Source organism: Microbacterium sp. zg-Y625 (assembly GCF_030246925.1).
GTDB lineage: Bacteria > Actinomycetota > Actinomycetes > Actinomycetales > Microbacteriaceae > Microbacterium > Microbacterium jiangjiandongii.
Genome location: NZ_CP126740.1, coordinates 2,304,252 through 2,316,669, shown reverse-complemented (window position 1 = coordinate 2,316,669; position 12,418 = coordinate 2,304,252). Strand labels below are relative to the sequence as shown.

Sequence of the window (12,418 nt, the reverse complement as noted above, 5' to 3'; positions counted from 1 at the left end):
GATTAGTGCATGCTGGAGTGGATGGTCATCGACGGCGTGGATGTACCGGAGGACGGACCGGCGCGCGACCACGCCGCCGACCTCCTCGTTCGTGTTGCCGCCGGGGACCAGGCCGCCTTCGCGCGGCTGTACGACATGCTGTCGCCCCGGGTGTTCGGCCTGATCGTGCGGGTGCTCGTCGACCGGTCGCAGAGTGAAGAGGTGCTGCAGGAGGTGTTCCTGGAGGTGTGGCAATCCGCCGGACGCTTCGCTCCGAACAAGGGGCAGGGAAGATCGTGGGTGCTGACGATGGCCCACCGACGCGCGGTGGACCGCGTGCGGGCGTCGCAGTCGAGTGCCGACCGCGACCGCCGAGCGGGCCTGCGTGACCTCGACGTCGCACACGACGATGTCGCCGATCAAGTGGAACTGAAGGTGGAGGGGCAGAAGGTGGCCAGTGCGCTGTCGACCCTCCCCATCGCGCAGCGCGAGGCGATCGTGCTCGCGTACTACGGCGGCTACAGCCAGAGTGAGATCGCCGTGATGGTGGGCGCGCCGCTCGGAACGGTCAAGACCCGCATGCGCGACGGGCTGTCGCGCCTGCGCGCCGCGATGGGGGTGACCCCATGAACGAGCAGGAGTTCGCCGAGCTCGCCGCCGGTCACGCGCTCAACGCGCTGTCGCACGAAGACGAGGCCCGGTACTGGGAGGCGCTCGCCGCCCACCCGGAATGGGAGCCCATCGTGCGAGCGGATGCCGCCACCGCCGCGGCCCTCGCCGACGGAGTGGAGCGCGTTGCGCCGCCGCTGACGGCGCGGTCGATGCTGCTGGTGCGTGTCGCGGCCCTCGCGCGGGAGCAGGGGGCGGTGGGTGGTGACGGCGGCGCGGTTGCGTGGGCCGGGGACGCGATGGCTGAGGCCGATGCCACGGACCTCGGCGACGCGGATGCCACGGACCTCGGCGACGCGGATGCCACGGACCTCGGCGACGCGGATGTGCCGGGGACGGATGCCACGGGCTTGGGTGACGCCGAGACAGCCGATGCTGATACGACGGATGCGGACGATGGGGACACGCCGACGCACGTCGCGGACGTTGTGCCCACCGATGTCGATGCGGCCGATTCCCCGGCGACGGGTACCGACGCGCCTGAGGCCGACGAGGCTGGGCCTGCCGGCGATGCGCCTGACAGCGGCGCGACGCAGGTGTTGGGCATGCCGCCGCCGCCGATTCCCGCCGCACCCCCTGTGCCTGCAACGGTTATTCCACCGGCTCCTCCCGCGCCGCCGGCCGCGGGGGAGGCCCCGGACGGTCCCCGTACCGACACGACTCCCACCACCATGACCGGACTCTTCCGGTGGGCCACGGTCGACACGTCGCCGGCGCCCGTGCAGCCGGCATCCAGTTCGGACGGCGTCGACGAGCCGCCGACCACGACCACGGTGCAGGCCGTGATGCGTCGGCGGTGGACGCGCGGACTGTTGGCGCTCGCCGCCTGCCTGACGCTGCTCGCAGGCGTCGGGTTCGGTGCCGGTGTGCTGCACACGTGGCTGAACCGGCCCGCCTCCGTCGTCGCGCTCGACGAGATCAACGACGCCCCCGACGCGCGGTCCGCCACGGTCGTGATGGAGGGCGGCCTGACGGCGACGGCGTACTGGTCCGCGGAGCGCGGCGAGGCGGTGCTGGTCTCTGAGGGGCTGCCGACCATCCCGGACGACGAGACGTTCGAGCTGTGGGTCATCCGTGATGACGAGCCCCTGTCCGCGGGCACCTTCGAGCCCGAGGCGGGCAGCAGGGCCACGACTGTCGTCGAGGGCGAGGTGCAGCCGGGGGACGTCATCGCGGTCACGGTGGAGCCGGCCGGGGGCGCGCCTGGCGGCATGCCCACGAGTGACCCCATCGTCGCGGTGCCGACGGCCTGAGCGGGGAGTGCCGGCCCGGTCCACGGGCCCGGCGGTACCCTGGATTGATGACCGATGACGCCGGGAACCCGTTCCACAAGCCCGTCCGGCGGCCCTCCGAGACCTTCGATCGGCGGTTCGCCGCCGACGATCCTGCCGAAGTGTCGCGGGTCGCGCATGCGACCGCGCACGCGCTGCTGACCCGGGTGCGCGAACAGCAGGACGCCGAGGTGGTGGAGCGGCTCATCGGGTTCACCGATCGTCACGGCATCCACGACATCGCCGAACTGTGGTCGCAGTCGCCTGCACGGTCGCTGCCGGGCGCGCTGTGGCGGCTGTACCTGCTGCAGCTGATGATCCACGACGATCCGCACACCGCGGCGCTGCTCTACGACCGCGGCCGACTGGCGAGCGTCACCGTCGATCCCGTTGTGGCGGGAGCGCCCACCCCGGCCGGGCCGGAGGAGCTGGTGACCCTCGTGGACACGATCCTGCGGGGGCTGTTCACCGGCGACTTCGCGGTCGCGCTGGAGCGGGCCGCGGCGTTCTGCCGCGTGCAGTCCAGCGGTGCGACGCACCTGGCCGATGACTACGAGGGCACCGAGTCGGACCGGGCGAGCGCCCTGACCACGCGCGCCCTGCGGCTGTCGACCTACGCCGGGGACCTGACGTCGTGCGCCGCCCTCTGGCGCCGCGACTCGCTGACCTGACTCCGCGGCACGCGCGCAACGGCCTGGAAAAGAAAAGTGCCGGGCCGCAGAACGCCTCTCGGCGCGAGGCCGCTCATGGCGGCGAAAGATGGAGCCCGGGGTTACTGCGGCCCGGCTGATCAAGTGTAACCGAGACCCGCAAGGGGGCATTCCCCTTCGCACGTCCTCTGTGGGCAACCCGACTTCCGCGCGCGCCGCCGGCACGCCTCCTCGGCAGGAATTCCGACGCGTAGGCTCGCCCCATGGCCTGGACCACCGCGCTCATGATCGACCCCTCCGCCGCTGACGATCCCCGCGACGACTTCGCGGCGACGTTCACCGTCATCGACCCGGCCGCGCCGGCCCTCAGCGTCGGCGAGCTCAGCACGCAGCGCGGCGACGGCATCTTCGAGTCCATCGGGGTGGTCGACGGGCATCCGCAAGAGGCCACCGCCCACCTCGAGCGGCTCGCCCACTCCGCCCGCATCTGCGATCTGCCTGCCCCCAACCTTTCGCAGTGGCGGCAGGCCATCGCCGAGGCCGCAGCCGCGTGCGGCCCGGGGGAGTCGGTGATCAAGCTCATCCTCAGCCGCGGCGTCGAGCACGGACCCGCGCCGACGGCGTGGGTCACGGCGGCACCGGCATCCGACTTCACCGCGGCGCGACGAGACGGCGTGCGCGTTGTCACCCTCGACCGCGGCTACGCCCTCGACCTGCCCTCACGCGCGCCGTGGCTGCTCCTCGGCGCGAAGACGCTTTCGTACGCGGTGAACATGGCTGCGATCCGCGAGGCCAAGCGCCGCGGGGCCGACGATGCCGTCTTCGTCACCTCCGACGGATTCGTGCTCGAGGCGCCCACCGCCTCGCTCATCCTCCGCCGCGGCGACACGTTCGTGACCCCCGCGGCGAACGGCGGCATCCTGCAGGGGACGACCCAGCTCAGCCTCTTCACGCACCTCGAGCAGCAGGGGTTCGCCACCGCGTACGAGACGATTCCCGTCGATCAGCTCGCAACGGCGGATGCCGCGTGGCTCGTCTCGAGCGTGCGACTGGCCGCGCCCATCACCGCGGTCGACGGCACGCCGCTGGCGGTGGACGCCGAGCTGACGGCATCCGCCAATCGGTATCTGCTGAGTCCGCGCGACTGAGGGCAGCCGCACCCCCCCGGGCTTACCCGAAGCGGCCGGAGACGTAGTCCTCGGTGGCCCTCTGCGACGGCGTGGTGAAGATGGTCGTGGTGTCGTCGTACTCGATGAGCTTGCCCGGCTTGCCGGTCCCCGCGATGTTGAAGAACGCGGTCTTGTCGGACACACGCGATGCCTGCTGCATGTTGTGCGTCACGATGACGATCGTGTACTCGGCCTTCAGTTCGTCGATGAGCTCCTCGATCGCGTACGTCGAGATGGGGTCCAGGGCCGAGCAGGGCTCGTCCATCAGCAGCACCTGCGGCGACACCGCGATCGCCCGCGCGATGCACAGACGCTGCTGCTGACCACCGGACAGGCCGGAACCGGGACGGTCCAGGCGGTCCTTGACCTCGTTCCAGAGGTTCGCGCCGCGCAGCGACTTCTCGACGAGGTCGTCGGCATCGGACTTCGAGATGCGCTTGTTGTTGAGCTTCACCCCGGCCAGCACGTTCTCCTTGATCGACATCGTGGGGAACGGGTTGGGCCGCTGGAAGACCATGCCCACCTGCCGGCGCACCAGCACCGGGTCGACGGTCGGGCCGTAGAGGTCGTCGCCGTCGAGCAGCACCTGGCCCTCGACGCGCGCGCCGGGGATCACCTCGTGCATGCGGTTGAGGGTGCGCAGGAACGTCGACTTGCCGCAGCCGGAGGGGCCGATGAATGCCGTGACGCTGCGGGGCTCGATTTCGAGGGAGACGCCCTCGACGGCGAGGAAATCGCCGTAGTACACGTTCAGGTCGTTGACTTCGATGCTCTTGGACAACTGTCTGGTTCCTTCAGGTCGGAAGAATGGGATGCCGCGTCAGCGGCTCATCTTGGGGGCGAACACCCGCGCGATGAGCCGCGCGATGAGGTTCAGCGCCATCACGGCGACGATCAGCACGAGGGCGCCGGCCCAGGCGCGGTCGACGTACGCGGAGCCCGGGATGCCCTGGTTCATGTACTGCGTGTAGACGAACACCGGCAGCGACGCCATGCGGCCGTCGAAGAGGTTGTAGTTCATCGACGTCGCCATGCCGGCGGTGATCAGCAGCGGTGCGGTCTCGCCGATCACGCGCGAGATCGACAGCATGATGCCGGTCGTGATGCCGGCGATGGAGGTGGGGAGCACCACCTTGACGATGGTCAGCCACTTCGGCACGCCCAGCGCGTAGGCCGCCTCGCGCAGCTCGTTGGGGACGAGGCGCAGCATCTCCTCGGTGGAGCGGACGACGACCGGGATCATCAGCACCGACAGCGCCACCGCTCCCATGATCCCCATCCGCACGCCCGGGCCGAAGAACAGCGCGAACAGGGCGAATGCGAACAGGCCGGCGACGATCGAGGGGATGCCGGTCATCACGTCGACGAGGAACGTGATGCCCCGGGCGAGACGCTTTCCGGCGCCGTACTCGATGAGGTAGATCGCCGTGAACAGGCCGATCGGGATCGAGATGGCCGCCGCGGCGAGGGTGATCAGCAGCGTGCCCACGATGGCGTGCAGCGCGCCGCCGCCCTCGCCGACGACGTTGCGCATCGAGTGCGTGAAGAACTCCGCCGACAGTCCCGCGACGCCGTTGGAGATCACGGTGATGGCCACCGACACCAGCGGCACCATCGCGACGAGGAACGCCGCCGTCACCACACCGGTGACCAGGCGGTCCATGCCCTTTCGGGGACCCTCGATGACCGTCGAGATCGTGGTGCTGAGTGCGAGGTAGACCAGGGCCGTGACGACGGCCCAGCCGGCGATGTTGAAGTCGGAGTCGCCCGCGATTGCGATGACGGCGAACAGCAGGGCGACGCCGGCGGCGGATGCGGCGAGCATCGCCCACGGCGCCCAGCGCGGCAGGCGCCCGCTGGTCAGCCGCAGCGCGGCGGGTGCCGACGCCGGGGAGGGCGTCGCGGAGGGAGCGGGAGAGGTGGTGACGGTCATCAGTTGGCCCCCGAGAATTCCTTGCGACGGTTGACGACCCACCGCGCCAGCGCGTTGACGGCGAACGTGACCACGAAGAGGATCAGGCCGGTCGCGATGAGCACGTTGACGTTGGTGCCGTACGACTCGGGGAAGGTGAGGGCGATGTTGGCGGGGATGGTGCTGGGGTTCGACGGGGTGAACAGGCGGAAGGTCACCACGCCGGTGGCCGAGAGGACCATGGCGACGGCCATGGTCTCGCCGAGCGCACGGCCGAGCCCGAGCATGGATGCCGAGACGATGCCGGAGCGGCCGAAGGGGAAGACGGCCATGCGGATCATCTCCCAGCGGGTGGCGCCCAGCGCGAGGGCGGCCTCTTCATGCAGACGCGGGGTCTGCAGGAAGATCTCGCGGCAGATCGCGGTGATGATCGGAACGATCATGACGGCGAGCACGATCGCGGCGGTGAAGATGGTGCGTCCGGTCTGCGAGACGGGGCCGGCGAAGAGGGGGAACCAGCCCGCGTTGGTGACGAGCCAGTCGTATACCGGCTGCACCGTGGGGGCGAGCACGAGGATGCCCCAAAGGCCATAGACGACCGACGGCACGGCGGCGAGCAGGTCGACGATGTAGCCGAGGGCCGCGGCGAGGCGGCGGGGGGCGTAGTGCGAGATGAAGAGGGCCACCGACACAGACAGCGGCACCGCGATGACCAGCGCCAGGAACGACGCCCAGATGGTGCCGAACGCGAGCGGCCACACATAGTCCCAGAAGTTGGTCTGCAGCAGCGAGGCATTCTCGCTGGTGGCCGTCATGCCGGGGATCGACTGCACGATGAGGAAGATCGCGACGGCGGCCAGCGTCGCGAGGATCATCGATCCGGCGAAGAGCGCGGTGCCCGAGAACCAGCGGTCGCCCGCGCGCTGCGGAGGCTTGCGGGTCGTGGCCGGGTCGGCCGGGGCGGTGGTGGTGGTCATGGGGTCCTGTTCTCGGGTGCGGAGAGCGGGGTGCGGCCCGGCCCCGAACGCGCCGGGGCTGGGCGGAGGACAGTCACTCGGTGACGATGAGGTCGATGGCGGCGTTGATCTGGTCGCGCAGCGCGTCCGAGATGGGCGCGTTGCCGGCGCTGGCGGCAGCGGCATCCTGCCCCTCGGGGCTCGCGATGTACTCCAGGAAGCCCTTGACGATCGGGGCGGCCGGGACGTTCACGTAGTCGGCGCACGCGATCATGTAGCTGATCAGCACGATGGGGTAGACCCCGGCGGCATCCGTCGTCCGGTCGAGGGCGATGGCGAGGTCGCCGTCGGGGCGGCCCTCCTCGAACGGGGAGACGTCGACAGCGGCGGCGGCCGCGTCGGGGGAGTACTCGACGAACTCGTCGCCGACCTTGATCGCGGCGGTCGACAGGCCTTCCTCGCTGGCGCGGGAGGCGTCGGCGTATCCGATGGTGCCGTTGCCGGCGGTGACCGAGGAGATGATGCCCGAGGTTCCCTGACCCGCTTCGTTCGCGCCGTCGGTGTCGGGCCAGACGCCGTCGGGCTCCCAGGTCCAGACGGCCGGGGCGGCCTGGTGGAGGTAGTCGGTGAAGTTCTCGGTCGTGCCGGAGTCGTCGGCGCGGTGCACGACGGTCACGGGAACGTCGGGAAGCGTGACGTCGGGGTTGAGCGCGGCGATGGCCGGGTCGCTCCAGTTCGTGATCTTGCCGGAGAACAGGCCCGCGAGGGTCGTGGCATCCAGGTCGAGGGCGTCGACGCCTTCGACGTTGAAGACGATGGCGATGGGGGAGATGTAGGTCGGCAGCTGCAGGATGTCGGAACCGTCGGTGCAGCCGGCGAAGGTGCCCTCGAGCTCTTCGGTGGTGAAGGGGCGGTCGGATCCGGCGAACGCGACGGCGCCTGCCTGGAACGATTCGCGGCCGGCGCCGGAGCCCGCGGAGTCGTAGGTGACCTCGACGTCGGGGTTGGCGGTCTGGAACCCCGCGGTCCAGGCCTGGACGGCGACCTCCTGCGACGATGCGCCGGCGCCGGCGATCGTGCCGGACAGATCGCTGTCGCTGGGTGGGAGGTTGCGTTCGTTGACCGCGCAGCCGGTGAGGGTGAGTGCGGCCACGGCGGTCAGCGCGCCGATCCGGGCGAAACGGGGGAGCTTCACTGTGATCCTTCGGTGTCGCGGGAGCCCTGGGGGCAGGCCCGCTGACGATAGAGAGCAACTCTTACGAGAGTGCGCTCTTCAAGTGAACGAAAGGTGAACAGCCCCTCGCTCGCGAGTGAGTATTCGACGCGCCGAGTGAGTATTCGCGCTGCCGAGTGAGTACTCACCGCGAATACTCACTCGAGACCGCGAATACTCACTCGCGACCACGAATACTCACTCGCGAGCGGCGGCGGCGGCGGGCTACCGGGAGGGGTTCGGGACGTGCGTCTCGATCGCCACGATGCCGGAACCCGGGTTCGTCGCGGACAGGTGCACGACCGAGAAGGCCGCGACCTCCAGCGCCGACGCGCTTCCCAGGTACGAGCCCCGCATCGTCCCCGTCGCCAGCGCGATCTCGGTGAGGATCTCCGGCAGCACCGGACCGTGACTGCACAGCACCGCGGCCTTGCGCGCCCGCACCCGCTCGCCCACCACGGTGCGCGCGTCGGAGCGGCCCTCTTCCCAGGCATCCTGACTGATCAGCGGGGTCAGCTCCACGCGCCGCTCGAGCGCGGCCGCCAGTGGCGCCACCGTGGCCGTGCACCGCTCCGCGGGGCTGGTGACGATGCGCCGCACCCCGAACGACGACAGCGGGCCCACCAGGGCCGCCGCCTGCCGCGTGCCCTTGGTCGACAGCGGCCGCTTGGCGTCGGCCTTCTTCCACTCGTCCCGCGACACCGCCTTGGCGTGACGCAGCACGATGAGGGGGAACGTCTCCAGCACCCCGTCGTCGACGAACCGCGCGAAGCCGTCGAGGATCTCGATGTCGACGGGGTAGCTCAGCCGCGCGCGCGCCTTCTTGAGGCTCACCCACTCGAGCGCCGCGATCTCCTTGTTCGGCACGAACGTCGACGCGCGGATCGCGGCCTCGGTCGCCTGCGCCGACCAGTAGTGCACGATCTTCTGCTTCTTGCTGGGCAGCCGGTACCGAGACACGCCCAGGGCGACGCCCAGGGAGACTCGGATGCCGGTCTCCTCATGGATCTCGCGCACCGCTGTCTCGGCCAGCGTCTCGCCGGGGTCGACCTTGCCCTTCGGGAGGGTGACGTCGCGGTATCGCGTGCGGTGGATCAGCAGCACGCGCAGCTTGCCGTCGACGACGCGCCAGACGACGCCGCCCGCCGCGTAGACGGCGAGGTCGGTCATCGCACCGCCCGCACGCGCCGACGCCGCTGCACTGCCGCCATGGTCTTGTCCTGCAGGTCCGCCAGCGGCTTGCCCTTCGCGTCGAGGTGGTGCCGGGTCCATTCGCCCTCGGGCCCGAGGTGCCACGAGCTGGTGCGCTCGCTCATCGCGAGGTCGAACAGGTCGATGAGCTCCTTGATGTGGGCGGGCTGGGTCACCCGCACCAGGGCCTCGACGCGCCGGTCGAGGTTGCGGTGCATCATGTCGGCGCTGCCGATGAACACCTGCGGGTCACCGCCGCCCTCGAAGGCGAAGATGCGGGAGTGCTCGAGGTACCGACCGAGGATGCTGCGCACGGTGATGTTCTCGCTGACACCGTCGAGTCCCACCTTGAGCGAGCAGATGCCGCGCACCCACACGTCGACCTTCACGCCTGCCTGGCTGGCGCGGTACAGCGCGTCGATGATCTGCTCGTCGACCATCGAGTTGACCTTGATGCGCACCGACGCGGGCTTGCCCTCCAGGGCGTTGCGCCGCTCGGCGTCGATGAGTCGCAGCAGACCCTTGCGCAGGTGCAGCGGCGCAACGAGAAGGCGCTTGAACTTCTTCTCGATCGCGTAGCCGCTCAGCTCGTTGAACAGGCGGGTGAGGTCTCGGCCCACCTGCTCGTCGATCGTGAACAGCCCGAAGTCCTCGTAGAGGCGGCTGGTCTTGGGGTTGTAGTTGCCGGTGCCGATGTGGCTGTAGCTGCGCAGCGCCCCGTCTTCCTGACGGATCACGTGCAGCAGCTTGCAGTGCGTCTTCAGCCCCACGAGGCCATAGACGACGTGCACGCCGGCTTTCTCGAGCTTGCGCGCCCAGACGATGTTGGCGGCCTCGTCGAAGCGGGCCTTCACCTCGACGAGCACCAGCACCTGCTTGCCCGCCTCGGCTGCGTCGATGAGTGCCTTCACGATGGGGCTGTCGCCCGACGTGCGGTAGAGGGTCTGCTTGATGGCGAGCACGTACGGGTCCTTGGCCGCCTGCTCGAGGAACGCCTGCACGCTGGTGGTGAACGACTCGTACGGGTGGTGCACCAGCACGTCGCCCTTGCGGATCGCGGCGAACAGGTCGGTGCGGCCGTTCTGCTCGATCGGCTGGAAGGCCGGTGCCGTGGTGGGCACGTGGGGCGGGTAGTGCAGCTCCGGCCGGTCGATGCGGGCGAGGTCGAACAGGCCCCGCAGGTCGAGCGGGCCGGGGAGGCGGTAGACCTCCTGCTGGGTGATGCCGAGCTCGTTGATGAGCAGGTCCAGCGTCAGGTCGTCCATGTCGTCGCCGACTTCGAGGCGGATCGGCGGCCCGAACCGCCGGCGCAGCAGCTCGGCCTCGAGCGCCTGGATGAGGTTCTCGGTCTCGTCCTCCTCGATGACCACGTCCTCATTGCGGGTGAGGCGGAAGGCGTGATGGTCGAGGATCTCCATGCCCGGGAAGAGATCCTTGAGGTTGTGGGCGATGAGGTCTTCGAGCGGGATGTAGCGCACCGTCTCGCCGTCGCTGCGCACCGGCACGAAGCGGGGGAGCATGGGCGGCACCTTCAGGCGCGCGAACTCCTGGCGACCCGTGCGGGCGTTGCGGATGCGGATGGCGAGGTTCAGCGACAGCCCCGAGATGTACGGGAAGGGGTGGGCCGGGTCCACGGCCAGCGGCATGAGCACGGGGAAGACCTGCCCCTGGAAGTACTCGTACAGGAGCGTCCGCTCCTCGTCGCTGAGGTCGTGCCACGTCACGATGTCGATGCCGACTTCGGACAGCGCCGGACGCACGAGCGTCGTCCACGCGTCGGCGTGACGCAGCTGCAGCGCGTGCGCCTCGGCCGAGATGTCGCCGAGCACGTCCTGCGGGGAGCGGCCCACGTTGGTGGGCACGGCCAGCCCGGTGACGATGCGGCGCTTGAGGCCGGCGACGCGCACCATGAAGAACTCGTCGAGGTTGCTGGCGAAGATCGCCAGGAAGTTCGCGCGCTCGAGAACCGGCAGCGCGGGGTCCTCCGCGAGCTCCAGCACGCGGCGGTTGAACGCCAGCCAGCTGAGCTCGCGGTCGAGGTACCGGTTCTCCGGCAGTCGTGAATCGTACGTCTCGACGGCCTGGTCGAAGTCGTCGTCGTCGGCGTCGCCCAGACCGGCGTCGAGTGCTTCGGTGTGGATCATCAGCCCATCATGTCAGGGCCTCGCGGCGGGGGAGTGAACGGATGCCGATCCGTTCAGGCCTGCGATCGTTCGCGGGGCGTCGGGACCTGCTCGTCGTCCTCGTACACGTTGAAGCGGTACCCCACGTTGCGCACCGTGCCGATGAGCTGCTCGAGGTCGCCGAGCTTGGCGCGCAGGCGCCGCACGTGCACATCGACGGTGCGGGTGCCGCCGAAGTAGTCGTAGCCCCAGACCTCGCTGAGCAGCTGCTCGCGCGTGAACACCCGCGAGGGGTGCGTGGCGAAGAAGTGCAGCAGCTGGAACTCCTTGTACGTGAGGTCCAGCGGCTTGCCGTGGACCTTCGCGGAGTACGAGGACTCGTCGATCGTGATGCCCGAGGTCTGGATGCGCGTGGAGACCTGCTCCGCCGACTGGCGGCCGACGGCGAGGCGCACCCGGGCGTCGACTTCGGCGGGACCGGCGGAGACGAGGATGACGTCGTCGATGCCCCAGTCGGTCGACACCGCAGTGAGCCCGCCCTCGGTCACGACGAGCACGAGCGGCGCGTCGAGCCCCGTGGTCGTGAGGATCTTGCACAGCGACTTCGCGCCCACGAGGTCGAAGCGGGCGTCGATGAAGATGACGTCGGCGCTGGGGGCATTCACCAGCTGTGCGGGCTCGGCGGGAATCTGGCGCACGCGGTGGCTCAGAAGTTCGAGCGCGGGCAACGGCGGAGTGCCGCCGGGCGCGGAGCTTAGAACGAGAAGCTGGGCCAAAAGGGGATCCTCCCAGGCGCGGCGGGCCGCGTCGTGCCCACCATCCTAGGGCGCGGTGCCGTCCCTGCTGGCACCGCTCCCGCACGAGCGGCGGCGGGTGCGTAACAATGGGTCCATGACCATTCCCGAGCTGGCACCGCGGCGCACCTTCGGCGGCATCGTCGCCGTGTGGGTCGTCGCCGCCGTCGCGGCCGTTCTCATCGGCGTGTTCGCTCCGGCTGAGTGGCGAGCCCCGTGGGTGACCGTGGCGCTGGGTGGATGCCTCGTGCTCTCGTTCGCGGTGCAGCTGGCCTACGGCCGGTCGCAGAACTTCACGCAGCGCATGGCCGCCAGCATTCTCGGCGCGCTCGTCGTGATGGGGGTCATCGGGTTCGGATTCGGTCTGGCCACCCTCGTTCCGGCGTAGAGTGGGCACCATGGATCTCTTCGCCCTCGAGATGTTCTTCGTCGGGTTGCTCGGCCTCGCCGGGCTCGCGATCGCTTTCGTGTCGGCCGTGGTCGTCAAGAAC

At 69.8% G+C, this 12,418-nt stretch carries 12 protein-coding genes; 5 read left to right on the top strand and 7 right to left on the bottom strand.

Annotated elements, in window-relative coordinates:
* The first annotated feature begins 9 nt into the window (after nucleotides 1–9).
* The 4 genes from sigK (at nucleotide 10) to QNO14_RS10685 (ending at nucleotide 3,717) form a co-directional block, all read left to right on the top strand.
* The gene (gene sigK, locus QNO14_RS10700) at nucleotides 10–609 is read left to right on the top strand and encodes an ECF RNA polymerase sigma factor SigK (RefSeq protein WP_257495503.1); all 600 of its coding nucleotides are present in this window, start codon (nucleotides 10–12) and stop codon (nucleotides 607–609) included.
* Nucleotides 606–1,901, top strand: coding sequence for an anti-sigma factor (locus tag QNO14_RS10695; RefSeq protein ID WP_257505269.1), 1,296 nt, complete (start codon nucleotides 606–608; stop codon nucleotides 1,899–1,901). The genes sigK and QNO14_RS10695 overlap by 4 nt, the downstream gene beginning before the upstream one ends.
* Before the next feature lie 47 nt (nucleotides 1,902–1,948).
* Entirely contained in the window at nucleotides 1,949–2,590 is a 642-nt protein-coding gene (locus QNO14_RS10690) for a DNA-directed RNA polymerase subunit beta (RefSeq protein WP_257495504.1), read from the top strand.
* 242 nt (nucleotides 2,591–2,832) lie between these two features.
* The gene (locus QNO14_RS10685; protein ID WP_257505268.1) at nucleotides 2,833–3,717 is read left to right on the top strand and encodes an aminodeoxychorismate lyase; all 885 of its coding nucleotides are present in this window, start codon (nucleotides 2,833–2,835) and stop codon (nucleotides 3,715–3,717) included.
* A 22-nt stretch (nucleotides 3,718–3,739) separates the two neighbouring features.
* Here QNO14_RS10685 and pstB read toward each other — a convergent pair whose 3' ends face one another.
* The 7 genes from pstB to QNO14_RS10650 form a co-directional block, all read right to left on the bottom strand.
* Nucleotides 3,740–4,519: a phosphate ABC transporter ATP-binding protein PstB gene (gene pstB / locus QNO14_RS10680; protein WP_257505267.1), complete on the bottom strand. Its 780-nt coding sequence runs from the start codon at nucleotides 4,517–4,519 to the stop codon at nucleotides 3,740–3,742.
* 39 nt (nucleotides 4,520–4,558) lie between these two features.
* Nucleotides 4,559–5,671, bottom strand: a complete 1,113-nt coding sequence (gene pstA / locus QNO14_RS10675) for a phosphate ABC transporter permease PstA (RefSeq protein WP_257505266.1) — start codon at nucleotides 5,669–5,671, stop codon at nucleotides 4,559–4,561.
* Nucleotides 5,671–6,627 (bottom strand): phosphate ABC transporter permease subunit PstC, encoded by a 957-nt coding sequence (gene pstC / locus QNO14_RS10670; RefSeq protein WP_257505265.1) that lies wholly within the window; start codon nucleotides 6,625–6,627, stop codon nucleotides 5,671–5,673. Before pstC ends, pstA begins: the two co-directional genes overlap by 1 nt.
* 73 nt (nucleotides 6,628–6,700) lie before the next feature.
* Complete coding sequence (gene pstS / locus QNO14_RS10665) at nucleotides 6,701–7,801, bottom strand: phosphate ABC transporter substrate-binding protein PstS (protein WP_257505264.1); 1,101 nt, start codon at nucleotides 7,799–7,801, stop codon at nucleotides 6,701–6,703.
* Between the two features lie 243 nt (nucleotides 7,802–8,044).
* Nucleotides 8,045–8,989 carry an NUDIX hydrolase gene (locus tag QNO14_RS10660; protein ID WP_257505263.1) on the bottom strand — a complete coding sequence of 315 codons (945 nt, stop codon included), beginning with the start codon at nucleotides 8,987–8,989 and terminating at the stop codon, nucleotides 8,045–8,047.
* A complete protein-coding gene (locus tag QNO14_RS10655) occupies nucleotides 8,986–11,154 on the bottom strand; it encodes an RNA degradosome polyphosphate kinase (protein WP_257495511.1) in 2,169 nt (722 codons plus the stop codon). The genes QNO14_RS10660 and QNO14_RS10655 overlap by 4 nt, the downstream gene beginning before the upstream one ends.
* Before the next feature lie 53 nt (nucleotides 11,155–11,207).
* Complete coding sequence (locus tag QNO14_RS10650) at nucleotides 11,208–11,909, bottom strand: response regulator transcription factor (RefSeq protein ID WP_257495512.1); 702 nt, start codon at nucleotides 11,907–11,909, stop codon at nucleotides 11,208–11,210.
* A 115-nt stretch (nucleotides 11,910–12,024) separates the two neighbouring features.
* Here QNO14_RS10650 and QNO14_RS10645 point away from each other — a divergent pair, with 115 nt between their 5' ends.
* Nucleotides 12,025–12,315 carry a hypothetical protein gene (locus tag QNO14_RS10645; RefSeq protein WP_257495513.1) on the top strand — a complete coding sequence of 97 codons (291 nt, stop codon included), beginning with the start codon at nucleotides 12,025–12,027 and terminating at the stop codon, nucleotides 12,313–12,315.
* The last annotated feature ends 103 nt before the right edge of the window (nucleotides 12,316–12,418 follow it).